The 25,016-nt window shown below is 68.5% G+C and carries 20 protein-coding genes; 10 read left to right on the top strand and 10 right to left on the bottom strand.

The window, feature by feature from the left end; translation table 11 throughout:
* The first annotated feature begins 99 nt into the window (after nt 1-99).
* Entirely contained in the window at nt 100-1,353 is a 1,254-nt protein-coding gene (locus ADL01_RS35435; RefSeq protein WP_053746168.1) for a GNAT family N-acetyltransferase, read from the top strand.
* A gap of 112 nt (nt 1,354-1,465) precedes the next feature.
* Nucleotides 1,466-3,157, top strand: a complete 1,692-nt coding sequence (locus ADL01_RS35430; protein WP_053746183.1) for a DUF885 domain-containing protein — start codon at nt 1,466-1,468, stop codon at nt 3,155-3,157.
* A gap of 129 nt (nt 3,158-3,286) precedes the next feature.
* Here ADL01_RS35430 and ADL01_RS35425 read toward each other — a convergent pair whose 3' ends face one another.
* Complete coding sequence (locus tag ADL01_RS35425) at nt 3,287-3,781, bottom strand: immunity 21 family protein (RefSeq protein WP_053746167.1); 495 nt, start codon at nt 3,779-3,781, stop codon at nt 3,287-3,289.
* 492 nt (nt 3,782-4,273) lie between these two features.
* On the opposite strand from ADL01_RS35425, the gene ADL01_RS35420 reads away from it, so the two are divergent.
* Nucleotides 4,274-4,867 carry an ATP-grasp domain-containing protein gene (locus ADL01_RS35420; RefSeq protein ID WP_053746166.1) on the top strand — a complete coding sequence of 198 codons (594 nt, stop codon included), beginning with the start codon at nt 4,274-4,276 and terminating at the stop codon, nt 4,865-4,867.
* A gap of 79 nt (nt 4,868-4,946) precedes the next feature.
* Here ADL01_RS35420 and ADL01_RS35415 read toward each other — a convergent pair whose 3' ends face one another.
* Nucleotides 4,947-5,429, bottom strand: coding sequence for a rhodanese-like domain-containing protein (locus ADL01_RS35415; RefSeq protein WP_053746165.1), 483 nt, complete (start codon nt 5,427-5,429; stop codon nt 4,947-4,949).
* Nucleotides 5,430-5,569: 140 nt separating this feature from the next.
* On the opposite strand from ADL01_RS35415, the gene ADL01_RS35410 reads away from it, so the two are divergent.
* Nucleotides 5,570-6,016 (top strand): Lrp/AsnC family transcriptional regulator, encoded by a 447-nt coding sequence (locus ADL01_RS35410; RefSeq protein WP_053746164.1) that lies wholly within the window; start codon nt 5,570-5,572, stop codon nt 6,014-6,016.
* 36 nt (nt 6,017-6,052) lie between these two features.
* On the opposite strand, the gene ADL01_RS35405 is transcribed toward ADL01_RS35410, so the two are convergent.
* The 3 genes from ADL01_RS35405 to ADL01_RS45010 are packed head-to-tail and all read right to left on the bottom strand — an operon-like array spanning nt 6,053 to nt 10,959.
* On the bottom strand, nt 6,053-9,037 hold the full coding sequence (locus ADL01_RS35405; RefSeq protein ID WP_053746163.1) for an AAA family ATPase: 2,985 nt from the start codon (nt 9,035-9,037) through the stop codon (nt 6,053-6,055).
* A gap of 40 nt (nt 9,038-9,077) precedes the next feature.
* The gene (locus ADL01_RS35400) at nt 9,078-10,241 is read right to left on the bottom strand and encodes an exonuclease SbcCD subunit D (RefSeq protein ID WP_053746162.1); all 1,164 of its coding nucleotides are present in this window, start codon (nt 10,239-10,241) and stop codon (nt 9,078-9,080) included.
* Between the two features lie 28 nt (nt 10,242-10,269).
* Nucleotides 10,270-10,959: a tyrosine-type recombinase/integrase gene (locus ADL01_RS45010; protein ID WP_159049720.1), complete on the bottom strand. Its 690-nt coding sequence runs from the start codon at nt 10,957-10,959 to the stop codon at nt 10,270-10,272.
* A 517-nt stretch (nt 10,960-11,476) separates the two neighbouring features.
* Between ADL01_RS45010 and ADL01_RS35395 the strand changes: the two genes are divergently transcribed.
* Nucleotides 11,477-12,373, top strand: a complete 897-nt coding sequence (locus tag ADL01_RS35395) for a type I restriction-modification system subunit M N-terminal domain-containing protein (protein WP_078960956.1) — start codon at nt 11,477-11,479, stop codon at nt 12,371-12,373.
* A 298-nt stretch (nt 12,374-12,671) separates the two neighbouring features.
* On the opposite strand, the gene ADL01_RS35390 is transcribed toward ADL01_RS35395, so the two are convergent.
* The 4 genes from ADL01_RS35390 to ADL01_RS35370 form a co-directional block, all read right to left on the bottom strand.
* Entirely contained in the window at nt 12,672-13,283 is a 612-nt protein-coding gene (locus tag ADL01_RS35390; protein ID WP_420719773.1) for a DUF5655 domain-containing protein, read from the bottom strand.
* Between the two features lie 105 nt (nt 13,284-13,388).
* On the bottom strand, nt 13,389-14,729 hold the full coding sequence (locus ADL01_RS45005; RefSeq protein ID WP_159049719.1) for a hypothetical protein: 1,341 nt from the start codon (nt 14,727-14,729) through the stop codon (nt 13,389-13,391).
* Between the two features lie 68 nt (nt 14,730-14,797).
* Entirely contained in the window at nt 14,798-17,305 is a 2,508-nt protein-coding gene (locus ADL01_RS35375; RefSeq protein ID WP_053746158.1) for a site-specific integrase, read from the bottom strand.
* Complete coding sequence (locus ADL01_RS35370) at nt 17,302-18,513, bottom strand: tyrosine-type recombinase/integrase (RefSeq protein WP_053746157.1); 1,212 nt, start codon at nt 18,511-18,513, stop codon at nt 17,302-17,304. The genes ADL01_RS35375 and ADL01_RS35370 overlap by 4 nt, the downstream gene beginning before the upstream one ends.
* A 190-nt stretch (nt 18,514-18,703) precedes the next feature.
* On the opposite strand from ADL01_RS35370, the gene ADL01_RS35365 reads away from it, so the two are divergent.
* The gene (locus tag ADL01_RS35365) at nt 18,704-19,585 is read left to right on the top strand and encodes an APC family permease (RefSeq protein ID WP_053746156.1); all 882 of its coding nucleotides are present in this window, start codon (nt 18,704-18,706) and stop codon (nt 19,583-19,585) included.
* Nucleotides 19,586-20,057: 472 nt separating this feature from the next.
* Here ADL01_RS35365 and ADL01_RS43050 read toward each other — a convergent pair whose 3' ends face one another.
* On the bottom strand, nt 20,058-20,630 hold the full coding sequence (locus tag ADL01_RS43050; RefSeq protein ID WP_078960955.1) for a CGNR zinc finger domain-containing protein: 573 nt from the start codon (nt 20,628-20,630) through the stop codon (nt 20,058-20,060).
* 217 nt (nt 20,631-20,847) lie between these two features.
* Here ADL01_RS43050 and ADL01_RS35360 point away from each other — a divergent pair, with 217 nt between their 5' ends.
* From ADL01_RS35360 to ADL01_RS35345, 4 genes are all read left to right on the top strand, one after another.
* Nucleotides 20,848-21,315, top strand: a complete 468-nt coding sequence (locus ADL01_RS35360; RefSeq protein ID WP_053746155.1) for a hypothetical protein — start codon at nt 20,848-20,850, stop codon at nt 21,313-21,315.
* A 61-nt stretch (nt 21,316-21,376) separates the two neighbouring features.
* Nucleotides 21,377-22,261: an EamA family transporter gene (locus tag ADL01_RS35355; RefSeq protein WP_053746154.1), complete on the top strand. Its 885-nt coding sequence runs from the start codon at nt 21,377-21,379 to the stop codon at nt 22,259-22,261.
* Between the two features lie 59 nt (nt 22,262-22,320).
* Nucleotides 22,321-22,887: a nitroreductase family protein gene (locus ADL01_RS35350; protein ID WP_053746153.1), complete on the top strand. Its 567-nt coding sequence runs from the start codon at nt 22,321-22,323 to the stop codon at nt 22,885-22,887.
* A gap of 613 nt (nt 22,888-23,500) precedes the next feature.
* The gene (locus ADL01_RS35345) at nt 23,501-24,829 is read left to right on the top strand and encodes a lanthionine synthetase C family protein (protein WP_078960953.1); all 1,329 of its coding nucleotides are present in this window, start codon (nt 23,501-23,503) and stop codon (nt 24,827-24,829) included.
* Nucleotides 24,830-25,016: the final 187 nt, after the last annotated feature.

The raw sequence follows: 25,016 nt of genomic DNA, 5'->3' as shown, positions 1-25,016 counted from the left end.
GCAAACTTACAGAAGTAAACAAAAGGGGCGGAATGCAACTTAACCCACCGGTCACAATCCGTTCGTGATCACGCAACACCGTTGGCGCATGGTGGCTGCATGAATCGAAAGACCACTGCGGAATCCACTGTGCCGGACGGGCGTACGGTACGCGGCTGGCGGCGGGACATCATCGAGCTCGCCGCCCTGCTGCGCACATGGTGGGCAGGCCGCCACGGTCACGCACCGCCGGAACCCACCGGCAGGGACGGCGGTGCCGCCGCGAGCGTCCTGTGGCGGATGCGGACGACGGTGAAGGACCAGCCGGGATCGCTCGCCTCGCTGTGCATCGCCCTCGCCGAGCGGCGTATCGACATCCTCAGCCTCCAGACGCATCCGCTGGCCCGGGGCACGGTCGACGAGTTCCTGCTGCGCGCCCCCGGCGACCTCTCCGCCGCCGAGATCTCCGGGGCGGTGTCCCGCGCGGGCGGCCAGGGCACGTGGATCGAGCGGGCCGACGCCCACGATCTCGTCGACGCGCCGACCCGGGTCCTGGGCCTGGCCACCCGTACGGCCCTGGACGCGGCCGAACTGCCGCTCGCACTGCGCCAGTTGCTCGGCCGGTGCGCGATCCGGTCGCTGCCCGGCGGTGACTCGGCGGCGCTGGAGGGCATACCTGCCGACGGCGCCCTCGAAGAGACGGACACGGTGATGCGGCTGCGCGCACCGGAAGGCGGCGTGATCATCGTGGAGCGGCCGTATCTGCCGTTCACCCCGACCGAGTTCGCCCGGGCGCGGGCGCTGGTGGAGCTCGACGCGCGGCTCGGCCCCCGCGTCCCGCACGGCCAGGACGTGCTGACGCTGCCGCGGGGCAACGCGATCACCGTACGACGTGCCGACGCGCGTGACCTGGACGCGGCGAAGGCGATGCACGAGCGCTGCTCACCCCGCACCCTCTCGCTCCGCTACCACGGCCCGATGGGCGACGCCAACCGCTACCTGGACCACCTGCTCAGCCCGCGCTACGGCCGTACGCTCGCCGTCCAGACCGCGTCGGGGCAGGTGGTCGGCCTCGGCCACCTCCTCTGGGACGGCGAGGAGACCGAGATCGCCCTGCTCGTCGAGGACGAGTGGCAGCGGCGCGGCATCGGCGGGGAACTCCTGCGACGCCTGGTGTCGATGGCACGCGAGGCGAACTGCGAGCACGTGTACGCCGTCACGCAGTCCTCGAACACCGGCATGGTCGCCGCGATGCGCGGCCTCGGCCTGCCCCTCGACTACCAGATCGAGGAGGGCACCCTCGTCATCACGGCCCGCCTGGACCCGACCCCGGTCGCCTCTCCGAGGTCGTACGACCACAGCGGGCGGGACTGATCCCTCAACTGAACGCAATAACGACCGGCCCGGGCGGTTTCCGCCGGGCCGGTCGCGCGTTCCGGCGCGAATCGACGTGACGTCGGACGTCGTCGCATACGAGGATGAGGGCATGTCAGACACCAAGAACCTGCTGCCCCGTGAGGTCGCCGACGCCTATGTCGACGACCTCATCGCCCTCGACCCTGTCACCGGTACCTACCTCGGCGTGAAGGAGAGTTCGAGCCGACTCCCGGACACCTCGCCCGCAGGCCAGGAGGCCCTGGCAGAGCTGGCGCGGAAGACGCTGGCCCGGCTGGACGAGGCGGAGCGGCGGACCGGCGCGGACAGTGACATCGAGCGGCGCTGCGGGCGGCTGCTGCGTGAGCGGCTCACCGCCGAACTCGCCGTCCACGAGGCCGGCGAGGGCCTGCGCGCCGTCGGCAACATGCACACCGCCGCGCACTCGGTGCGCGAGGTGTTCACCGTGACGCCGACGGAGACGGACGAGGACTGGCAGGCGATCGCGGAACGGCTGCGTGCGGTACCGGCCGCGCTGCGGGGCTACCGGGAGAGCCTGACCCTGGGCCTGGAACGCGAGCTCTACGCGGGTCCACGTCCCACCGCCACGTTCGTCGGGCAGCTCGGCGAGTGGTCCGACCTGGACGGCAAGGGCGTCGGCTGGTTCGCGGACTTCGCGTCGGCCGGCCCCGCGGAGCTGCGCACCGAGCTGGACAAGGCGGCCGGGGCCGCGGACGAGGCCGTCGTCGAACTGCGCGACTGGATGCGGGACGTGTACGCGCCGGCCCTCGAGGGCGCGCCGAACACGGTGGGGCGCGAGCGGTACGCGCGCTGGTCCCGCTACTGGAACGGCACGGATCTGGACCTGGACGAGGCGTACGCGTACGGCTGGGCCGAGTACCACCGGCTCCTCGGCGAGATGAAGCGGGAGGCCGAGAACGTCCTGCCCGGCGCCGCGACACCGTGGGTGGCGCTGGCCCATCTCGACGAGCACGGCACGCACATCGAGGGCGTCGACGAGGTCCGCGAGTGGCTCCAGGGCCTGATGGACCAGGCGATCGAGGCGCTGGACGGCACCCACTTCGAACTCGCCGAGCGGGTGAAGAAGGTGGAGTCCCGTATCGCACCGCCCGGCAGCGCGGCGGCGCCGTACTACATGGCCCCCTCGGAGGACTTCTCCCGCCCCGGCACCACCTGGCTGCCGACGATGGGCCAGACCCGTTTCCCCGTGTACGACCTGGTCTCGACCTGGTACCACGAGGGCGTCCCAGGCCACCACCTCCAGCTCGCGCAGTGGGTGCACGTCGCCGAGAACCTCTCCCGCTACCAGGCCACCGTCGGCGGCGTCAGCGCCAACTGCGAGGGCTGGGCGCTGTACGCGGAGCGTCTGATGGACGAGCTGGGCTTCCTCACCGACGCCGAACAGCGCCTCGGCTACCTCGACGCGCAGATGATGCGGGCGGCCCGGGTCATCGTCGACATCGGCATGCACGTGGAGCTGGAGATCCCGGCGGACTCCCCCTTCCACCCGGGCGAACGCTGGACCCCGGAACTGGCCCAGGAGTTCTTCGGCGCCCACAGCAGCCGCCCCGCGGACTTCGTGGAGAGCGAGCTGACGCGCTATCTGACCATCCCCGGCCAGGCGATCGGCTACAAGCTGGGCGAACGCGCGTGGCTGCTGGGCCGGGAGAACGCCCAGCGGCGCCACGGCGACGCCTTCGACGCCAAGGCCTGGCACATGGCCGCGCTCTCGCAGGGGTCACTGGGACTGGACGACCTGGTGGACGAGCTGTCCCAGCTGTGAGCTGAGTGACGGTGTCAACTCGGGGGCAGAGTACGGAGGTTGGGGCGGGGAGTTGGGGTAGGCAGCCGGGGGGGGGGCAAATCGGGGTGCGCCCCGCTCCCCGCCCCGGCACCCCGCCCCGTCCTCGCCTCAGTCCGTCAGCCGCCGCAGCTGTACGAGCCCCACCCACGTCTCCGGTCCCGGCTCCACGTACGCCGCCCGCACCGCGTACCGTCCCGGCGCCAGCTCCACCCGGAGGTGATCGGTCCGGTCCGTCTCCTTGCCGGGCCAGGCCGAGTCGAAGAGGAGTACGTCCCCCGGTGTCTCCCAGGTCCTGTCCGGTCCCCACTCCGCGGCGGCGAGCGCTGCCGGGACGCGGGCCATCAGTTCGTCCTCGGAGTCGGCGGCGCACCACCGTACGAAGGTGTCGTGCTCCGGCAGGAACGCGGTCGTGGCGGGTTCGTCGCCGAGGACGAGGGCCGTGGTGTCGCCGACGGGTACGAAGCCGATGAGGCCGTCCACCTCGCAGGCCCGGTCGTAGTCCGTGGACAGCTCGTCGCCGTCCGCTCCCGCCCAGAAGGGCAGCACCGCTTCCGGTACCGCGATGAGCGGCCCGCCGCCCGACTCCACCCACTCAACTGCCATGCGCAGCAACCTACACGCTGTACGCGCGAGTAAATTCGCTGTCCCTCCACCGCTCCCATGGGCCACCCTCGGTTCCCATGAACGCCCGAACTCTGTTCCTCTCCCCCCGTGTCACCGCGACCGGACACGCACTGGCCGACGCGGCCCGCCGACGTGCCATGGGTGTCGAGGTCCTGCGTGAGTGGCGCGTGCCCGAGGAGTGGCGAGCGGCCGAGGGTGCCACGCTGTACGCCGGGCCGCTGTTCGCGGACGCGGTGGCCGCCGAGCTGGGGCTAGGGTCTGTCGTCAGATTCCCGTCTGCCTGGCGACGCCATGCACGCACTCTCACCGCACCGGACACAGACCCACGTACAACCAGTACGAGGGTCTGCGCCCGGCACGCCGAGAGCACGCTCCCCCACTCTCGGCTGCGCTCGAGCGGGCGGTGCCCCCACGCCGCCTCCAGGCCCGCCCTCCGGGCGGACGACGGGAATCTGACGACAGACCCTAGAGCTGCTGGAGGCGGCGCCGGACTGGCTGGCCCGGCTGCCGTACGAACTCACGTGCAGGGAGATCGAGTTCAGCACCGTCGGCGAGGCCCGGCAGCTGCGGCGGCCGGCTTTCGTGAAGCCGCCCAACGACAAGAGCTTTCCCGCGCGCGTCTATCCGGACGGAAGCCGGCTGCCGGGCTCCGACGCGGTCGACGACCGCACGCCGGTGCTGGTGAGCGACATCGTGACGTTCGCCGTGGAGTGCCGGCTGTTCCTGCTCGACGGTGAAGTGCGCACCGGGAGCCGGTACTTGACGCACGGCGAGCTGGATGTCGCCCCGCTCGACGAGGACCCCCGACGCGCGGACGTGCTGGCTTTCGCGGAGCGCCTGGCGTCCCTCGACCTGCCGAGTGCCGTCGTCGTGGACGTCGGGCTGCTGTCGGAGTGCTCGCAGTGGGCCGTCGTCGAGGCCAACGCCGCCTGGGCCAGCGGGCATTACGCCTGCGATCCGGATGCCGCCCTCGATGTCGTGGTGCGCGCGGCCCGCCCGGAAGGGGAGTTCGGCCCGGCGGACCGTGCCTTCCTGCGCCCGCTGCCCGAAGTCGTACGGGACTGAAGACGTGCGGGGCTGAAATCGTGCGGAGGTTGAAGTCGTGCGGAGGTTGAAGCCATGCGGGGCTGAAGTCTGCTCCGCTTCAGCAGCCGCAGTCCGCCGCGTTCACCGGTGCCGTCAGCGCGTCGGTGGCGCGGCGCTCGCGGCCCTCCCAGGTCTCGAACTCGAAGCCTTCGCGCGCCCAGTACTCGAAGCCTCCGAGCATCTCCTTGACCTGGTACCCGAGTTGGGCGAGCGCGAGGGCGGCACGGGCCGCCCCGTTACAGCCAGGGCCCCAGCAGTACGTCACCACCGGTACCGACTTCTCCAGCAGTCGGCCGGCCTGCTCGGGGATCAGGGCCGTGGGCAGATGGAGGGCGCCCGGGAGGTGGCCCTGGTCCCAGGACTCGGTGGACCGGGTGTCGATGACTACGAAACCGGGGTCGCTGTCGGCGGCGAGCGCGGCGGCCACGTCGGAGACGTCGGCGTGGAAGGCGAGGCTCGCGCCGAAGTAGGCGGCGGCCTCGGCCGGGGAGGCCGGGGCGACGCGCAGGACGGGGTTGACGGCGCTCGTGCTGACGCTCATGAGCTGTGGGCCTTTCGATCGCGGGAGCCCGGGCGGGAACTCCGTGGCCAGAAATCTACGGCCGACGATTACCTCATCTGAAGGTGTGATCCACGCCCTTTGCCTTGATCAGCCGGGGATTCCCCTGCTATCCATCGGCTATGAGCACGTTTTCCCCGGACGCCACCGACTGGCGCATCCTCGATGTCCTCCAGCGCGACGGCCGCGCCAGCTTCGCCGAGCTGGCACGCGCCGTCGCCATGTCCCCGAGCGCGGTCACCGAGCGGGTGCGGCGGCTGGAGGAGGCCGGTGTCATCCAGGGGTACGCGGCGGTCGTCGACCCGGAGCGGCTCGGCCTGCCGATCCTCGCCTTCGTGCGGCTCAGGTACCCGAACGGCAACTACAAGCCGTTCCACGACCTGGTCGCCGTGACGCCCGAGATCCTGGAGACGCATCATGTGACGGGCGACGACTGCTTCGTCATCAAGGTCGTCGCCCGTTCGATGCGGCACCTGGAGGAGGTGTCGGGAAAGATCGGCGCGCTGGGCTCGGTGACCACGAGCGTCGTCTACTCCTCGCCGCTCCCCCGCCGCCCGGTCGGCCAGTGACCGCCTGAGCACCACCGGCCGGTCAAGGCGACGGACTCACTCACCGCCCCGCTGCCGCACCACCGACCCCGATCTCCCCTTCACCACCTCGAGTTGGGCGTGGATCCGCCGCCGCAGGTCCGGCACATGGCTGACGATGCCCACGCTCCGGTCACGTTCGCGCAGCGAGTCGAGGACGTCGAGGACCTCGTCGAGCGTCTGGTCGTCGAGGCTGCCGAACCCCTCGTCGATGAAGAGGGTGTCGAGGCGGACCCCGCCGGCCTCGTCGGTGACCACGTCCGCGAGGCCGAGGGCGAGGGCGAGGGAGGCGAAGAACGTTTCGCCGCCCGACAGGGTCGCCGTGTCCCGCTCGCGGCCGGTCCAGGCGTCGACGACGTGCAGGCCGAGGCCGCTGCGCCCCCGCCCGGCCCGGTCGTCGGAGTGGACGAGGGTGTAGCGCCCGGATGACATCCGCCGCAGCCGTGCCGTCGCGGCGGCGGCCACCTGTTCGAGGCGGGCGGCGAGGACGTACGACTCCAGCCGCATCCTGCGTTCGTTGTCGGCCGAGGTGCCGGCGGTGAGGGTGGCGAGGCGGGCGACCCGGTCGTGGGCGGCCCGCAGCGGGGCGAGCCGTCGTACCGCCATGGCCGAGCGGGCGGACAGGCGGTCCAGTTGGGTGCAGCGGTTCTCGGCGGCGTCGCGCGCGGACGCGGCCTCCCGCAGTCGCCGGGCGGCGGCCGAGGCGGCCTGCTCGGCGCCCGCCAGATCGGCGGGCGGCTGCTGCGCGGCGGCCACGGTGTCGGGTTCGGCGAGGGCGGCCCGGACGGCGGCCTCCTCCGACTGCCAGTCGTCCAGCCGCCGTTGGAGCTCACGGTGCGCCGCGTCGCCGAGGATGGCGTCCGCCGCCGCGCGTGGCGTGTCGAACCCGGCGCGGTAGGCGGCGTCGGCGAGGCGGGCGTCGGCGTCCTTGAGGCGCTGCGCGGTGTCCTCGGCGGCGCGGGCTGTCTCGGCGGCCTCGGTGAGCAGCGCGGCCTGCCGCTCCAGGTCCGCGGCCCGCACGGCGACGCTTTCGGCGGCGCCCCTCGCCTGCGCCAACTCCTGCTCCAACGCGGTCCGTTCATGGTCGAGGGCGTCCCGGCGGGCCACCCGGGCCGCCGTCCTGAGTGCCGCCTCCTGCTGGGCGGCGCTGCGACGCTCGCGCTCCTGCTCGACCCGCCGCAGCTCTTCGCGCGCGGCGTGCAGCCCGGAGGCACCCCGCCGGGCCTCTTCGTAGCGTCGCTCCAACTCCCCTGCCTGTTCGGCGAGTTCATCGGTGGGCGCGTCTTGGGCCTCGGCCGTGGCAGCCGCCAGTTCCTCGCGTACGCGGCCCAGTCGGCGTTCGGCGTCGGCGCGCTCTTCGTCGGCGCGCTGGTAGGCGGACAGCGCCCGTTCCTCCGCGTCCCGGTCGACGTGCCCGGCGATCTTCCGTGCGGGGGCGGGGTGTTCGGTCGCCCCGCAGACGGCACAGGGGTCGCCGTCCCTCAGCTGGGCGGCCAGCTCGGCGGCGATGCCGTTGAGACGCTGCTCCTTGAGGTCGAGCCAGTAGGCCCTTGCCTCCGTGGCACGCTCTCGCGCCGCGAGTACGTGTGTCTGTGTCTCGTCCGTGTCCCGGGCGAGCGTGTCGCGCCGACTGGCCGCCCTGAGCCGGTTCTGAGCGGGTTCCCGTTGCACCGCGAGCTGTTCGGCCCTGGTGGCGGCCTCCTGCGCCGACTCGATCCGGGTCTGGAGTTCCGCCCGGGTCGCCTCCCACTGGCCGAGCCAGTTCTCGGCGTCGTGCAGGACGTCCTCGTCGGCGCGCTCCTGACGGTCCAGGCCGTCCCGCTCGGCGACGAGCTGGACCAGCCGCTGTTCGGCGCGCCGAGCGGCTTCGAGCCCGCCCAGCTCCTCGGCGGCCCGGCGCGCGGCGACGGCAAGTCCACCCGCCCCGGCGTCGGCGAAGGTCTCCGGAAGCAGCGCACGCGTGCGCCTCTCGGCGTCGGCCGCGCTCCGGTGCTCGGCCTCGGCGACGTCCCGCAGCTCCAGCGCGGGCGCCACCGCCTCGGCCTTGCGGGCCCGCTCCATCCGCGCCCGGTCCTCCCGGTGCGCGTCCGCCCGCTCCTCCAGCCGCCCGGCGCGCTCCCGTGCCTCGGCGAACCGGCGCTGCAACCGCGCCGTCTCGCGTACTCCGGCCAGCGCCCCGTCGGCCGCGAACTGCGCGGACTCGGCGGCGGCGCGGGCGCAGTGGGCGATGGTGAGCAGCTCGCGCGCGGTGCAGCGGGCGACGGCGGCGGCGCCCATGATGGCCTCGGCCAGCCCCGGTTCACCAGGCGTGAGGCCGGGCAGCTCCATGGCGTCACCGGCGGCCTGGTGCATACGGTGGGCGTCGGCCAGCAACTCCGCGTCCCCGGTGCGTACTTCGGCCTCGGCGGCGCGCCGACGGTCCGCGAGGCGTTTCTCGACCTCGGCGAAGCGATGGGTGTCGAAAAGACGGCCGAGCAGCTTGCCGCGGGCCTCGGCGTCGGCACGCAGGAAACGCGCGAAGTCGCCCTGGGGCAGCAGCACGACCTGGCAGAACTGCTCGCGGCTCATCCCGAGCAGCTGGGTGATCTCCTCGCCGATCTCCTGGTGGGAGCGGCTGAGGTCCTTCCAGGCGCCGGCGGAGTTGTCGTACTCACGCAGCCAGCTCTGGGCCTTGTCCAGCGTCGTGCCCGCGCCGCGCTTCTTGGGGCGCTCCCAGGGCGGCTGCCGGGTCAGCTCCAACCGGCGTCCGGCGACGGTGAGTTCGAGGGTGACCTCGGTGCGGGTGCCGGGCGCGGCGTGGTCGCTGCGCAGCGAGCCGCCCTGGCGGGCGCCGGGCACCGAGCCGTACAGCGCGTAGCAGACGGCGTCCAGGACCGAGGTCTTGCCGGCGCCCGTCGGCCCGTGCAGCAGGAAGAGCCCGGCGGCGGACAGCTCGCCGAAGTCGACCCGCTGGGCGCCGCCGAAGGGCCCGAAGGCCGTGATGTCCAGCCGGTGCAGCCTCACCGGGCGCCCTCCGTGTCGTCCGTACCGCCGTGGGCGCGCCTCACCGGGCCACCTCGCGTACCGTCTCGTCGGCCCGCACCGCGTCGAACGCGTCCCGCAGGACGGCCCGTTCGTGCTCGTCCGCTCCCGCGCCCCGCACATGCAGGACGAAGTCCTCCGCGATCTCCTGGTCGGCGCGCCCCGCCAGGCGCCGCGCGTACGTCACGTCCGGGTCCCCCGGTGAGCGCTGGGGATCGAAGGCGAGGGCGAGGGTGTGCGGGAACCGTTCCATGAGCCGGGCCATGGGGTCGGCGGGGCGCACCGCGTCGGTGAGGGTCGCCTCGACCCACGCGTCCTCGTGACGGGCGAGGTCCGGATCGGCGAGCAGATCTTCCAGCGTCCCCCGGATACGGGCGAGCGGGCGCGGCACCGGGCAGTCGACGCGCTCGGCGGTGAGCGAGCCAGCGCCCGCCAGGTCGATCAGCCACATGCTCTTGCGGTGGTCGGCCTCCGAGAAGGAGTACGGCAGCGGGGAGCCCGAGTAGCGCACGCGCTCGGAGATGGTCTGGCAGCCGTGCAGATGGCCCAGCGCCACATAGTCGACGCCGTCGAACACCCCGGAGGGTACGGCGGCGACCCCGCCGACGGTGATGTCCCGCTCGCTGTCGCTGGCCTCGCCGCCGGTGACGAAGGCGTGGGCGAGGACGACGGAACGCGTGCCGCGCGCGCGGGTGGCGAGGTCGGCGCGGACGCGGTCCATGGCGGCGGCGAGGACGCTCTCGTGGCCCGCCTTCTCCACCCCGAACTCGTCCTTCACCAGCGCCGGTTCGAGATAGGGCAGTCCGTAGAAGACCACGTCGCCGGAGGCGTCCTGGAGTACGACGGGGGTGCCGACGGCCGACGGGGCCGTGCGCAGATGGATGCCGGCGCGGTCGATGAGGCCGGCGCCGACGCCGAGGCGGCGGGCCGAGTCGTGGTTGCCGGAGATCATCACCGTCGGCACCCCGAGGGCGGCGAGCCGGTGGAGGGCGTCGTCGAAGAGCTCGACCGCGGCCAGCGGGGGCACCGCCCGGTCGTACACATCACCCGACACGACCACCGCGTCCACCTCGCGCTCCCGCGCGACGGAGACGAGATGGCCGATGAACTCGGCCTGCGCCCCGAGCATGTTCACCCGGTGGAAGGCGCGGCCGAGATGCCAGTCAGACGTGTGCAGAATTCTCAAGACCCTGCTCCGACCTGCATGTTTCCCCCTACTTCGCCCCTGGACTCAGCACCGAACCAGCACGGTTCTCGCTCTCAGCACCGACCACGCTAACGCCTCTCAGTACCTGGTCCATCACGGACCTCAATCTGCCACCGGCATCTGGCGTCAGGTGGCCGTAGATGTCTGCCGTGATCTGAATGGTTGCGTGGCCAAGCCACCGCGACACTTCGAGAAGTGAGACACCGCCCGCGATGGCGCTACTCGCAAAGAAGTGACGCAGCGTGTGCGCAGTCCACGGCTCGTCAACATATCCCGCCCTCTTTACCGCAGCCTTGAATTCAGTCCGGTAGTTCGAGTCGAGTACCTCGCCTCCATGATGGGCGTGCAGAAAGTAGCCCTCATGGCCCAGGCCGTGCTGCGAAACATGCCGCTCGACAGCCGACCACACGAAAGAGGGAACAGGAACGTCGCGCCACTCTCCCTCGTCGCGAGCCTTCAGGGGCGCCAATTCGGCTTTGTATCCATTAGACCGCTTCACCCTTACAAACTGACGCCGAAGTCGCAGCACTCCGGAATCGAAGTCTGTATATCGAACGGCGAGGACCTCCCCGATCCGCAAGCCGCATCCCGCCATTAGCCATACGGAGATAGCCCAATCAGGCCGGATCTCGTCGGCAACATTCCTTACACCCTTCCCATCCGGGAGGGACTTCTCATCGAGACGCTTGGTCTTCATTTTGGGAATGGCAGCAAGAGTGACAGGAGATTCAGGTATTCGCTTTTCAGCAACCGCGGACCGGAAGAGGGCGCGAAGCGGGGCCCTCAACGTGTGGTAAACGGTTCTACGCGACAGACCACCTGCAATCAGCGCCATACACATGATCTCAATGTCTCGAGGGGTGACGCTTACCAGCATCTTGCGCCCAAGATGCGGCCCCAGATGGAGCTCGATATATCGAGCATAGTTCGCTCTCGTTCGTCGGCATGGTGGGCGGTTGCACCGATCAACGTGCTGGCGAAGCGACACGTCTGCCCTGATCAAGGCTTCACCCGGCCGTCCGACAGCACGTAGGTGCAAGCCTAGTGCCAGGTCTTCCTGCCGAACCACCGCATCAGCGCCGCTGGGACGGACGCCATGGCCCATATCACCGAGCTCTCTGCCCTTGGCGCACCAATCATCATCACGTTTGGTCACGGGGTGAAATGATGACCGGCGCCCGGCTGGTGGGTGGCCGCCGGGACGAGGAGGGCAAGTGGCTGGGGTCGAAAGCCGAGCACTGGTGGATGCCTGCTGGGCTGTAGCGGATCTACTGCGGAGCAGCATGCCAGCCCATCAGTACCGCAACGTGATAATTCCGTTCACCTTTCTGCGCCGGATGGACTGCCTGCGCCGGCATGAGGTGGACCTGGGGCTGAAGGTGGCGGCCACGGAGGGGGAAGGCGGCGTCGCGGCCACAAGCTCGGACTCGGCGCAGGCCGGACCGGACGAGACAGGCGGAGCTACGGACACTCGGGACAGCCTCGGCGGATTACTCACGACGGTTGACGAGGCGTCACCGGATGCCGAGAAGCTGCTCGCCGAAGCACTGGAGCGCTTTGCGCGAGTGTTCTCCGCCGAGGTCGTGGAAGTACTGGACGCGTTTCAATTCGCCGCTGAGGTAAGGAGGTTGGCGAACGCGAGTGTGCTGCGGGGCGTGGTGTCCGGGTTCGCCGAGCTCGATCTGAGTCCTGATGCCGTCTCCGACCAGGAGATGGGGTCGGCGTACGAAGAACTGGTCTGGCGTCTCGTCGAGGCAGCGCCGGAGCGATCGGGCGAGCACGCGAGCCCCCGCGACGTGACCACGCTGGCCGCCAGACTGCTGCTCGGCCCAGACGCGGCGACGCTTGACCGGGCGGGCCAGCCCATCGCCGTCCATGATCCGTGCTGCGGCACCGGGGGCATGTTCACCGCCGTCGAGGGCACCCCCGCTGAAGCGGTGGCCGACGAACTGGTCGCGCCCGGACTTGCCTTCGAACCGGACCGATGTCCGTGCGAGAGCCGGGCATCCACGAGTAGGCGCACGATGAACACTCCGTCCCGGAGTCACTCGACGAGTACGACCTGGCCGACGGACCGTCGGCTGACCCGCAGCGGTCGGCGCGGTCGGTGACGGCTTCGGTCCTCTCCCCCCGGATGGCGCAGGGAGGGTGCGGACTGGCATCGCAGGCCGCCCTGCACCCGAAGCACCGCTGACGCTTGCGGCCAGCTGATGACGGCTCGGGCAGGTGAACGCAGCCTTCTTCGAAGCGGGGCAACATAGCGCGGGATCGCCGATTGGCCAAACCGGCGATCCCGCGCATCATTGATGTTCCACCGCCACTACCTGCCCCTGCGTCGGAAGCACAACCCCCACCACATCCACAGCGGCCCAGTCCCGCACCCGCTGACGTCACAGACCCGATGGACGGTTACGCCGCCGCCAAGCTCGCGCGGAAGAGGTCCACTGCCCGCTCCATGTCCCGCTCGGAGCGCAACTGCACCTCCAGGTCACCCGTGCCGTGGTGGCCCAGCCCCGCCACATCCCGAGTGAAGCCGGGCACGAGGTCCACCTCCTTCGGGTCGGCCTTGAGATCAACGAGGAGCTTAGTCTTCTGCGGCAGGCAAACGCAGGCGAAGTTCCGCAGGCGCTGATACGCCCGGTACTGCTTACGCTGCACCCGGCTGACGCCGTCCCCGAGACCGAGCAGCACCTCATCCACCGCCTCCGCCAGCGCACCGCCCTGCCCTCGGGCGGGCGGCAGCCCGGCCGCGCTCCGGCGAACCCGCCGCGCGGCAGGCGTCCGCCCGGTGACGGAAGCCACGGTCTCAAGTCCAATCAGGTCCTTGCCGAAGAGCCGGTAGCGGACCAGGTCGATGCTGCGCCTGTGCTCGCGTACGGCGTGCCCGTCGTAGCGGGTGAAATCGCCGGCGACACAGATCAGCCGGGGTGCGCTCCACAGCACCTGGGACGCGGCCGATACCCCGAGCCGGTCGCGGACCAGGTTCCGGAAGGCGTCCTTGTGTTGTGCGCCATCAGCCACGCCATGTAATACAGGCCCTGATTGATCACGCCTTCTCTGAACTGGCAGGGCGGTTCGTGAGGTGACGTCCGCTTCGCGGTTGCAGAGGCGGCTTCTTCAGCGGTCCTAGGGCAGGGCTGTGGCCCAGTGCTCCATGGCCTTTTCGGCCAGGTAGCGGACCAGCCTGAGGTCGGCGGCCAGGTCTCGTGCTTCCCGGCTGTGTAGAGCCAGGAGAGGCGCACCCTTCGGTCCGCCTCCCTCCTTCATGTGCACGATCCTGTTCCGGATGCCGTACACCCGTGAAGAGATGGCATTGCGGTAGTCACTGCCGGGCAGCGGGGCACCGGAGCCGTCGTCCTCAAGCGTCTCGACATACTGGATGATCATAGGGTCACTCAGTGTCGTGAACAGTTCCCGATCACGTAGGAGTCCGGCGACGTCTGCCTGTGTCACCGCCAGGTTGATCACGGCATCGAGTTGGTTCTGCTCGCTCCCCAGGCTTCTGGTCTTCTGAGGGCGTGCATACGGAGATTGCGCCTGCTCCTGTTTGGCGACCCCCTGTCGGGCGACCTCCCAGTCGACGGCCTTCGGCATGTAGAACTCGAGCACCTGGTAGTACTTCAGCCACCGCTCGACAGGGTGACGCCCCGCAGCATTGCCAGCACCATAAAGCTCGGCGGGCTCCGCGTCGTATTGCCGCTGGGGGAATCGAAGCTTCGTCGAGTAAGAGGGTCCCCTCCGGCTCCCGAGACGATATCCGGTGTCCCAAAGGCGCAGTGACGCTCCTTGAGCCTTGGCGAGGCCGAAGAGATACGAGGTGCCGTACGCGACCAGCACCTTCTGTGCCTCGGCTGCATCTGAGGCCGACACTCCCGAGAGTTCCAGACTTGGTGAGAGCCCTCCTCCGTGGCGCGTGTTGTACAGCAGGGACAGTTCAGGTGGGACGGAGACCAGCCGCAACGACCGGCCTGAGCCGTCTGCCTCCTCACCCACGTGAAACGCCCCTGTCGAGGCAAGCATGCCGACCAGGTCAGCGCCCAGAGGGCCCTCCAGGTCGACGGCTCGCTTCTGTCGTGGGAGGAGACTACGTACCAAAGCGCTGTGGAACTGGTCGAAGTCGCCGACAAGGCGAGCTGTGATCACTCCGTTCTGTGGGTACCAGATGGCATGGCGCTCAGGCAGCGGAACTCCTGAGCTGACTATGCGCTCGACGTGCTCAAGCTGCGCTGCCGACCTCAGTCGCATGCGCAGACCGTCGGCGTCGGCAAAGACGACACGTGCATCGTCGCGCCATCGCCGGCCATCCCACTTCTGCTTGCCATCCCACTCGACGACTACGTCGGTGCGTTTGCCCGCAAGGCTTTTAAGGCGTTCGACAGCCTCCTGGTAAGTGATCTGAGGCGGTGCGAACCAATCATCTTCGAAGTCGTCCCAGAGGTCATCGTCGTACTGCGAGATGTCTTCCATGCGGGCCTCTCTGTTCAGGACATGGCCGGCCGAATCGCTTTGTCACTGGCCTCCATCACGGTAGAGATCTAGGGGTGTGTCCAGCACTGGAATTTCTGGACTTGTTCCGCACTGCACCGACTCCCCTCGCGGAGACCCGGTGTGGGGATACCGAGGTCGACGACGCTGCGGCTGGTCTGGCGCCGGTCGAGTTGGGCGAGTTTCTCCTCCGCTCCGGCGAGGCTCACTTGCAGTCCTTCCACTTCGCCGAGCCATCCTTCGCGTTCGGCCTCGGCGACGCGGGCGAGGAGGTTGTCGCGGATCTCGACGAGCCTGTCACGCTGAGCAGGGTCGGGCCAGAGCATCGGGCAGCGGACGCAGGCGTGTTCGTGGATGCAGGGGGTGCCGAACGCTCGGCCGCATGCGCCGATGGAGACCTTGCGCCGCTCGAAGTGGCCAAGGAACTCCTGCCATTCATCGTCGGTGGGGACACGATATTCCTCGCTGGGACGGAGGGACCGGCGGCGGGCCAGGAAAGCCATGTGCGCCTGGATCGCCTCCTCGGGGTATACGGCCTTGTAGCCGAGAGTCACGTTGATGTCCTGGTGCCCGGCGATCACCTGGGCGATGTGCGGCGGCAGTCCGTTGAGGATGGCATCGGTGATGAACAGCCGTCGGAAGTCGTGTGGTGTGTAGCGGAGCGGGGCGCCGGTGGCGTCGGTCAGGCCGGTGTCGATGAGGGCCTGGTCCAGCATGGTGCGGACGGTTTCGTCGGTGAACGCCCGGTCCTCGCCGCAGATGCGCCGTTGGAACAGCAGTGGGGCGGGCTCCTGCCACACGCATTCGCCGCGGTCGTAGGAGGGGACCAGGGGAACGGCGCCGGTGGTGTTCCGGACTCGGCAGATGATCGCGCTGAGGACGTCGGCGAGCTCGGGGCTGACCAGCAGGAGCCGCTCGGTGTCCGTCTTGGACGGAACGATCTGCAGAAGGGGGACGAGTTCACCGGTCGTGGGCAGCCGGTATTGGACCAGGCTGTGGTGGCTGAGTTCCAGCAGGTCCTCGATGCGGATGCCGGTGGCCCGCAGGACCTCGACTACGGCCCAGGTCCAGAAGGCGCGCTCGTCCTCGAGTCCCAGATCGCGGCGTTTTCCGGTGTATGGGTCCTCGGCCCAGATCCGGCCGGCCGTTCCGTGCGGAACCACGGCGCGTACGAGTTGCTGACCGGTAGCGGTGAATACCTCGCCGGGGTCGGCATGGCGGGCTGCTTCCAGTACCGCGGCGGCGTCCCTGCGGCGCTGGTCGACCGAGCGGACGAGGATGGGAAGGATCGGCAGGCGCTCGCGGGTGCGGGCGTCCATCCTGGCCTTGCGCCGTCGTTGTACTTTGCGGTTCTCCAACTCGTCAGCCCTCACCGGGCTCGGTGCCACCCAAGGGCCCCAGCGGCCGGGGTCTTCCAGGGTCCACTGGGCGAGATCGAGGTAGAAGGCCCGCACCTGGGTGAGCGTGTCCCGGTGGTTGAGTCTCTCGACCTTGGTGCTCGTGCGGCGACCGTCGGGGGTGGTGACGGTCTTGTCCTTGGTGCGGATCCTCTGCTTCCACTGCCCGATGACGTCCGGGGGAAGGCGGAGGCTGTCGGCGTCGGGGTGGTGGTGCTCGATGTCCTGCCAGAAGCGTTTGCCAAGGTGGTAGGAGAGGGACTTCAAGCTGTTGTAGTCCAGCGCCGGCTGACGTTCACGGAGATAGTCCACCAGCAGGTCACGGACAGCACGGCAGCGCAGGCCATAGCGGTCGATCAGCTCCTCCGGGGTCCGTTGTCCCAGATAGCGGACCTCGCGCAGATTCCGCAGGGCATCCTCTCCGAGGGCTCCGAACTGGTGCAGCAGGCGGTAGAACACCTCGGTCCCCACCATCGCCCGCTTGAGCACCACGGCTTGGGTCTCAAGCAGTTCCAGGACATCGCCGACGGTGATGTCGGCGATCGTGCCGCCCTTCGCCGCGAGGATGAGGGCACTGCGGCAGAGCGTTGTAGTGACGGCGCCCGGCCGCACGCCCTGGGCTTGAGCCCCCAGCTCTCGCAGGCGCTCAAATCCGTCTGGGTCCCGGCTGTGTGCCATGGAGCGGACCAGTACTCCTTGGCGGCTGGCCCCGGCGGCCAGCCAGTCCACCGAAGGCCGCAGCAGCTCAGCACTGATCACCGTCGTCAGGGCCCGGCCCACCACCGGCATACGCCAAGCTGCTTTCAGGCCGCGCTTGTGAAGCCATTGCTTGATCACCGGCCGCCAGGCGGCACCGGTCTGCTCGATGCCGCTGGCGTTCCACCGCTCCTGCCAAGTCTGCCCGGGCTGATCTTCCAGCCAGTCCAGCACCATGACAATGCCGTGCTTGTGATGCAGCTCGCTGCCGGCGTTCTCCAGCGTGTAGGGCGGACGGGACAGCAAACGGGCCGTCTCGGTGCGGGAGCGCTCGGTGCCCGGCCAGTTGTTGGGAACACTGCGGGCGGGGAAGCGCTGCCGGGCGACCATCGCGCGAGTGAGTTGAGGCTCCAGTCCAGCAGCCGGTGTGCGGCGGCTGGCGCTCGGCGACGAGGTGATGGTCATCGGGCACCGGTTCCGAACAGCACATCGAGACTTTCCGGCCGGTAGTCGGCTGCCGGAGGTGGAGCGATGCGGGCGGCTGCCTGCCGTGTCTGCTTAGCATGGTGGGCCAGCAGCCGCCGGATCACCACCTCCTTGCGAGGCGTGAGGTAAAGCTGTGTCGTGGTCAACTGCGCGTGACCGAGGACGAATTGGACATCGGTGAGGGGGAGGCTCGGGTCCTCAGCCATCCGGTAGGCGGCGGTGTGCCGCAGCGCATGCAGCGTCGCGGCACTCCCCGCCTTGGCGTTCGCCCGCTCGAACATGCGATGAACCGCGTGGTAGGCCAACGGCCTCGACGGAGAACGCAGGGTCCACCACAGCGGCAGGCGTCGCCCACGCGGGATCGCGTCGTCCATCTCCAGCTGGTAAAGCCGAAGCCAGACGAACGCATCGGTCGAGGCAGGTAGTTCTTGGACCTCGCCGGTGCCCTTGCGGACCACCGAGATCAGTTGACGCCCCGGATCGGCACCGGCCTGCCATGTGCTGAGCAGTTCGCTGGCACGCGCGCCGGTGGAGACGTAGAAGGCGACCAGGGCCCGGTCCCGGTGCGACGGGAGCCGGGCGAAGATCTCGTTGAACTCCTCGTCAGGAACGCTGCGGGGCACTCGCTTGGGCACTCTCGGCCGGTAAAGCCCGGTGCGTTCGTTGCGGGGCGGGTCCATCGGGTTGTGGTGGGCGTGGGCCCGCCGACCGCGACGTGCTCGGTCCAGCGGGAACGGGTTGAGGACCGGTCCGGTGCCAATGTCGCGGTGGAAGTCGTAGAAACTCCGCAGCACTGTCTCACTGTGCGCTCGCACCGACGGTGCGTACGGCTTGCCACCTGCGGCCCACCGGCCCGCCTCGCTCGGGCGTCGCCAGTGCGGACGCCTCGGCTGGCCGGCGACCTGAAGCCAGCGGGAGAAGTCCCTCGCCTCGAGCCGGCTCGCTCGGTCCCACGGCACCTCGACAGCCCAGAGGAAGCGGAACCAGCGCAGCATGTCCATCCCGTAGGAACGGGCCGTCGCCGCCGAACGACCGGCTCCCTGCAGGTCTCGCAGGAAGGCCCGAGCTCCCTCGACCGGTTTTCTGGCCGGGTCGACGAGCCGGTAGGGCTCCCACGGATCGTCCATGGCCACCAGTTCCCCGACCAAAGGGACGGACAGGGCCGCCAGGTCTCGCGATGCTTCCATGGCCGACTCAACGACGGCTCCGCCACATGGTCACTGACCTGTGAAAACTCTGCCAGTAGTTCAGTCAACAGGTCGGCCGCGGTGCCGCGCTTGAATTCCACGACCACCGGCACCCCGTTCTCATCGAGCCCCAGCGAATCGATCCGGCCGCCGTCACAAGTACCCCCAAGCCGCGGGCGCCGCCCTCTACGTGCACAAGGCCTTCGGCAAGCACTTCCTGACCTTCCTGGTGTGTTTTGTGTTCCGGCATCACTTCTCCCGGGTCGTCGCCTTCGAGACCGCGTCCGACAAGAACATGTTCCTGGCAGTGAGCACGGCGACGTCACTGGCCTTCTTCGCCATGGTCGGCTTCGAGGACTCGGTCAACATGGCGCCGGCGCGTGACTTCCCCCGCATGATGTTCACCGGACTGGGCATCACCGGCCTGATCTATGTCCTGGTCTCTGTCTGCGCCGTCGCCGTGGTGCCCGTCGGCCAACTCGCCTCCAGCGAGACCCCGTTGGTCACGGTGGTGCAGACTGCCGCACCTGACTTCCCCATCTCCGACGCGCTGCCCTTCATCTCCATGTTCGCTGTGGCCAACTCCGCGCTGATCAACATGATGATGGCCAGCCGTCTGCTGTACGGGATGGGCAGGCAAGGGGTGCTTCCGCCCTTCCTCGCCCAGGCGCACGTCGTACGGCGCACCCCGCAGACGGCGATCCTTTTCACCACCGCCATAGCCTTCGGCCTCATCACCTTTGTCTCGCTGAACCCCGACAGCCCGGTCGTGGCGCTGCTGGGCGGGACGGCGTCGCTGCTGCTGCTTACGGTCTTCGCGGGAGTCCACGTGGCGGTCCTCGTACTGCGCCGGGACAGGGTCGAGGCACCGCACTTCCGGCCGGCCGACTGCTGCCCGTGGTGGGAGCGGTCTCCTGCGTCTACCTGGTCCTCCGGACGCCCCGCCGACCAGTACCGCATCGCCGGGATCCTGCTGCTGATCGGAGTGGCCATGTGGGCGGTCGCCCGGTTCGCCCGCCGCGGCGACTCGGTCCCCGGGGCCGGCCAACCTGACAAGACCGCACCGCACTGAACCCGAGGCTCCCGGCCACACCTCCATCGCGGCCGGTCTGCGACAGGCCGCGGCACGAGCTGTTCTCGCCCCCCGCCGCCGGGCGTCACGCCGACCAGGCGCGAGACCCCGGACGCGGCCAGCGCGGCCGTCGCCTGGCGGCCGTGCTGGCCGGGCAGGCCGAGCGGCTCACACAGTTCGCAAAGTCACCCGGCGGCCTGATGGAGTCAGCCGTCGACGCGGGCTCGCGGCGGAGGGTCTGCGGCAACGCTGGCCGCGCCGTTGGGGGTGTTGCCGCAGACCCTTTCTGCTGTTCCTGCGCTCGATATGTCACATCCGCCCCGACCATCACCAGGGTATTCTCAGCAAGCAAATTCGAAACCTTCGACCAATCGACGCTCGCCTTTAAGTTTGCCATTTTTGGCCAATGGCCAATTTTCGGCGGCCCGGTATTCTAGGTGAGTGTGCGACATGACTGATGCGTTCAAGTCACCTATGCACCCAGCCTGCGGACGCGGACGTGGTGAACGCGGTCGGATTTGCTTGCGTCGGCGGATCCGTTTGCCCGGTGACGGGCTACCGCGTTGTTGTTGGCGCATCTCACTGAGCAGTAGGCGCGGCGCCCATTTCGGGAGGTGTCCACGAAGGCCAGTTTGCATACGCTTCGCGCGCATCGTCCAAGTCGAGCCGGAGAAGCGGAGCAGGCGACGTACGACAGGCCTGTCGCGGTGACTGCCTTGATGTGGGCGGCCGGGTCGGAGCCGGGAGCGCTGTAGTGCATGTGAGGCGTGCCGTCGTGCAGCGAGATACGCGGCGAACTGGCGGCCTCCGCCAGGAGGATATTGATCCTTTCGCACCTTTCATCCAGCGGTTGGGCGCCGAAGCAGTCGGCGAGCCGTCGGCTCCATTCCCATATCGCCATCGTCTGCGGCGGGTCCAGCACGCGCTGCACGATGCTGTGCGCGGCCAGGATCTGCTCCAGTTCGCATGGCTTCCAGAGGGCAGTGCTGTTGACGAGATCTGCGGCGAGTCGCGCTGCTTCGCCGCCGTAAGGGTTGAATTGCATAGCGGTAGTAAAGCACGCTCGTTTGCGAACCGCCCAGCTATTGCTCGATGAGTGATGGCGGTCGGTTCGGCACGTGCCGAAGGCAGTCGACCGAACTAGGTGTCCACACAGCACATGTCTGTTCTCATGCAGGAACACACCCGTCAGTTCATCGAGCAGTCCGTGGAGAAACTGGCCACCTCGGTGCACTCTAGCGAGGCACTGAACAATGAATTCTGTGCTGCTGGAAACCTTCCTCAGCGACCTGTTGACCCGGCTCAAGGGAGCCCCGGTGTCCGCCGAGGAGGTACGCAACGCACCGACGCTGCCCAGTACACACGCGTTCAGCACCGGACAGCGTGCGCTGTTCGAGTCCGATGACCAGCGCACGGTGCAGGGTGCCCTGCTGGCGCAGGAACACCTCGCCTACTCGATGCTCACGCGCCTGTACGAAGGGGTGCGCAACTACAAGAGCGCCTACGAGACGGACGACGACTTCCACGAGGCCTGCGAGTACTTCTACGTGCACATCGGGGAAGCCGAGAAGGACCACAAGGCTCAGGCCGTGATCTCCGCGGCTGCGGTCTGCCAGGATGAGGAGGACCTGGCGGTCGTGACCGAGGGGTTCACCCGGTTCGTGAACCTCACGTCCGATTACCGGAGCGGTGTCGCCTCGGAGATGGCCCGGCGGGCTGCGGCAGCCTGACCGAACGGGCGACGGGGAGCGCGGAGCTACGTTGAAATTAGGACAGGCCCATGGCGACCGCATGGTTCCTCCGCTGCTGGTGCTGGCACAGATCAGTAGCTTGCAGGTCGGATCGGCGGTCGCCAAGGGCGCCTACGACGAGGTGGGAGCGACGGCTCTGGCCGGTATGCGCTTACTCTTCTCCGCCGTCATCGTGTGGCTGCTCGTCCGTCCCCGCCCCAGTGCGATGTCGAGCCGCCAACGGTGGACCGCTATCGCACTGGGTGTGGTCTTCGCCACCATGAACGTCGCCTACTTCCAAACGATCAAGTATCTGCCGATCGGCGTCGCCTCGACCGTCGAGCTCTTGGGTCCTTTGGTCGTGGCCATCGCCATGTCACGGCACTGGAAGGACTTGGCGGGCGCCCTCATGGCCCTGGCTGGTGTCCTGCTACTGGTCTCTCCCGGCGCCGCTCTTCCCATCGCCGGTCTGCCGCTGGGGGCTCTGGCTGCCACGTGCCGCGCGGCCTACGTCGTTCTCAGCCGTCGAGTAGGGCGTCTTTTCGACGACTGGAGCGGACTGGCCGTCGCACTGGCTGTCGGTGCCTGCTTGCTGACTCCGGTGGCAGCCGCCACGCAAGGAGCTGTGATCGCACGGCATCCGCATCTTCTCCTCACCGGCCTTCTCGTGGCACTCCTCTCCTCGTTGATCCCGTACTTCCTGGACCTGACTGCGCTGCGGCGTATCGACGAGCGGGCGTTCGGCATTCTGCTGGCCATGAGCCCTGCTGTCGGTGCCGGCGTCGGTTTCGTGGTGCTCGGCGAGCACATGACTGTGCGTCAGGGCGCAGCCATCGCAATGGTCATCGTCGCCACCGCGTGGTCGGTCCACTCGCCCGGAGACAGAATCGGCCGCGCGCCGACGGGATCCCCCACGGAGACGGAGGCCGGAACGCCCAAGGCGTGACGTTCCACGGCGGGCCGGTGAGGGACTGGTATCCATCCGACAGAGAGGAACGGTGTCTCATGGACCTCACCACGGCGATGCTGACCCGTCGCAGTGAGCACCATCTGGTCGACCCGGCTCCCGGTGACGAGGAGTTCGCCTACCTGCTGAAGGTGGCCGCCACAGCTCCGGACCACGGCCTGCTCCGTCCGTGGCGTTGGATACTCATCCGCGGCGACGGCCGTGATGAGCTCGGAGCCTGCTTCGCCGAGGAGGCCCCTGCCGAACGCCGCGCCCAAGCTGCGGCCAAGGCCCGGCGTGCCCCGCTGCTGGCCTCGCTCGTGTTCACCCCGGCTCAGGGGCACAGAGTTCCTGAATGGGAGCAGTTGGCAGCGACCAGCGCCCTGACTCACTCGCTGATGCTGTTGATGCACTCGCGGGGCTTTGGCAGCATCTGGCGAACCGGAGCTTCCTTACGGTCGCCACAAGTACGGCAGTTGCTGGGGCTGCAGGACGAGGAGGACCTTCTGGGGTGGCTGTACATCGGCACAGCGAAGATCGGGACATCCAAGCCGCGCCGCCGCCCGCTGTGCGACGTGTCCAGTCGGCTCAGCCGTCTGTCCTTGCCGCAGCAGGCCGCCATCTGACACGTGCCACCCCCGCGATGTAATGGTTGAAGTAACTTAGGTCATTGCGTCAGCGTGGGTGCATGGATGACACGAGCATCGATCGCTGCCCCGTCTGCTGGTCACCGGTTGCGGACAGCTCCCAGTGGGTTCTGCTGTCTCAGCACCAGTCTTCCCAAGGAAGCGTCGAGTACTGCCTGGCGACTTGCGGTTGTGTGATCATCCTCCTCGGCGGGGATTTACTGAAGACCATTCCTGCGGTTGTCTGCCGCCGACCTGAAGGCAGTCGCGGGTTTCCTGATCCGTCACCGGAACCGTCGCGCTACGCCAAGGCCGGGTGGCGCCGGCGACTGGCCACCCTCCGGGGGCATTGACGGCAACGTCCATCGACTGACCGACCCGGAGAACAAACGAAAGAAATCCACCCCGATGTAATGCTTGTAGTGCAACAGGCTGTTGTATCAGGGTGGATTCCGAGTCAGTGACTGATCGATCCGGCAGGTCTCATTCTGGAGGTTGGAAATGCCCACGGTTGTGACCGACTTCTCGGGGTCGACCGGGAAAAAGAAACCCTCGCCCATGCGACAGCCCGCGAATCCCTCGCCCTACGCATCGACAGAATGCGCCACGGTCGATGACGGTCCCACTCGCTTCCGCTCACGCCGTGGCCGAGCGGCTTCGTGCACCGGGAGAGGTCGACCGACTCACTCGAGAAGCACGTGCTCAGCTCCCCTCACACATCCGGTTCCCACATTGGCAACCCGCACAGTTACTCATTGGGCACACCGGCATCGCCATGCTCTACAGCCGCCTCACCTTGGACGATTCCTACTGGGGCAAAACGGCGCACGCTCATTTCTCCGCAGCCCTCCAGTCCGTGACCACGAACACCATCGGTGATGTGCTTCTCGCCGCATCTCTTCACGCTCAAGAACACGGTGGCTACACCAACTTCCTGAAACGCGCCGCTCCAGCGCATGTGTCCGCAATGCGAGTGTCTCTTCATACGATCAGCCGACGGCTTCGGGAAAAGGGACCTGGACTGGCGAACGCGGAGTACGACCTCATCAATGGCCTTGCCCGCAGCGCACGTGGCCTGATGGCCGGCGCCGCACTGGGGCACGCCGAGTCCTCGGACGCCTTGCGGAACGTACTCGCCCTGCTGGTTGAGATGGCACGCCCGATACTGGTCCACGGCGAGTGGGTACCAGGTTGGTGGACGGACCCAGGACTGGACCTGGTGCCGGAAGCAGACCGCGCCGTATACCCGCTCGGCGAGTTCAACCTCGGCATTGCACACGGCATCTGCGGACCCCTCTCCCTGCTGGCCCTGGCACACCAAGCCGGACATGTTGTCCCTGACATGCTCGACGCCATGCGCACCATGGCCGACTGGGTGATGCGGAAACGCAGGGTGGGAGAGCAAGGCACGTACTGGCCCGGCCGTGTCTCTTTCGAGGACGAGACCGGTCGGTCCCGAAGCCCAGCAGCGTCGATCGCCCCCCGGTCGGACTGGTGCTATGGGGCTGCTGGTGTGGCACGGGCACTGCAGTTGGCCGGACGCTCGCTCGGCGACCCCGATCTGACAGAGGTCGGCATCGACGCGATGCGGTCCGTCTTCCAACGGCCCTACGGACGTGCTGAGATGCCAGATGCTACGTTCTGCCACGGCCGAGCCGGCGTCTTGCTGACAGCGGTACGGATGGCAGCGGACACGGGGTACCCAGAACTGTGGGAAGGCGCTGACAGACTGGCCACAAGCCTTGCTCGGAGCTTCGACCCCACCACGCCGTTCGGCTATCGCTACCCGCTCTCTCCTGCGGTGGATGCTCCTGCGGTCGACGAACCCGGGCTGCTTCAAGGTGCCGCTGGGGTGGCCCTGACGTTGCTTTCCTACGTTGATGCCCGTGGCGGGAAACGCCCGGACCACAGTACTTGGGACACGGCACTGCTCATGGCATAACCTGCGCCGGTACGTTGTCAATCCCCTGGTTGCGTAGAGACGTTGGTTATGCGGCCCGGCCTTCCTGATCGGGAGCAATGCTCAGGACGGCGCTGTCACGTTGTTGGGTGGGTAGGTGTCTGATGGCGTCGCGGCGTGGTGCAGCTCGGTTCCGGGCTGTGCTCAGGCAGCGGTGGCGACGCCGGTG

This window comes from Streptomyces sp. NRRL WC-3618 (genome assembly GCF_001280005.1).
Classification (GTDB): Bacteria; Actinomycetota; Actinomycetes; order Streptomycetales; family Streptomycetaceae; genus Streptomyces.
Note: the sequence above shows the minus strand (reverse complement) of the source record. Positions and strands in the feature narration are given on the sequence as shown.

Bases quoted from the DNA above. Each gene is read 5' to 3' on its own strand.
- ADL01_RS35435 (WP_053746168.1), top strand. From the start codon at position 100: ATGAATCGAAAGACCACTGCGGAATCCACTGTGCCGGACGGGCGTACG.
- ADL01_RS35430 (WP_053746183.1), top strand. From the start codon at position 1,466: ATGTCAGACACCAAGAACCTGCTGCCCCGTGAGGTCGCCGACGCCTAT.
- ADL01_RS35425 (WP_053746167.1), bottom strand. From the start codon at position 3,781: ATGGCAGTTGAGTGGGTGGAGTCGGGCGGCGGGCCGCTCATCGCGGTA.
- ADL01_RS35415 (WP_053746165.1), bottom strand. From the start codon at position 5,429: ATGAGCGTCAGCACGAGCGCCGTCAACCCCGTCCTGCGCGTCGCCCCG.
- ADL01_RS35410 (WP_053746164.1), top strand. From the start codon at position 5,570: ATGAGCACGTTTTCCCCGGACGCCACCGACTGGCGCATCCTCGATGTC.
- ADL01_RS45010 (WP_159049720.1), bottom strand. From the start codon at position 10,959: ATGAAGACCAAGCGTCTCGATGAGAAGTCCCTCCCGGATGGGAAGGGT.
- ADL01_RS45005 (WP_159049719.1), bottom strand. From the start codon at position 14,729: ATGGAAGACATCTCGCAGTACGACGATGACCTCTGGGACGACTTCGAA.
- ADL01_RS35375 (WP_053746158.1), bottom strand. From the start codon at position 17,305: ATGACCATCACCTCGTCGCCGAGCGCCAGCCGCCGCACACCGGCTGCT.
- ADL01_RS35370 (WP_053746157.1), bottom strand. From the start codon at position 18,513: ATGGAAGCATCGCGAGACCTGGCGGCCCTGTCCGTCCCTTTGGTCGGG.
- ADL01_RS43050 (WP_078960955.1), bottom strand. From the start codon at position 20,630: ATGCAATTCAACCCTTACGGCGGCGAAGCAGCGCGACTCGCCGCAGAT.
- ADL01_RS35355 (WP_053746154.1), top strand. From the start codon at position 21,377: ATGGTTCCTCCGCTGCTGGTGCTGGCACAGATCAGTAGCTTGCAGGTC.
- ADL01_RS35350 (WP_053746153.1), top strand. From the start codon at position 22,321: ATGGACCTCACCACGGCGATGCTGACCCGTCGCAGTGAGCACCATCTG.
- ADL01_RS35345 (WP_078960953.1), top strand. From the start codon at position 23,501: ATGACGGTCCCACTCGCTTCCGCTCACGCCGTGGCCGAGCGGCTTCGT.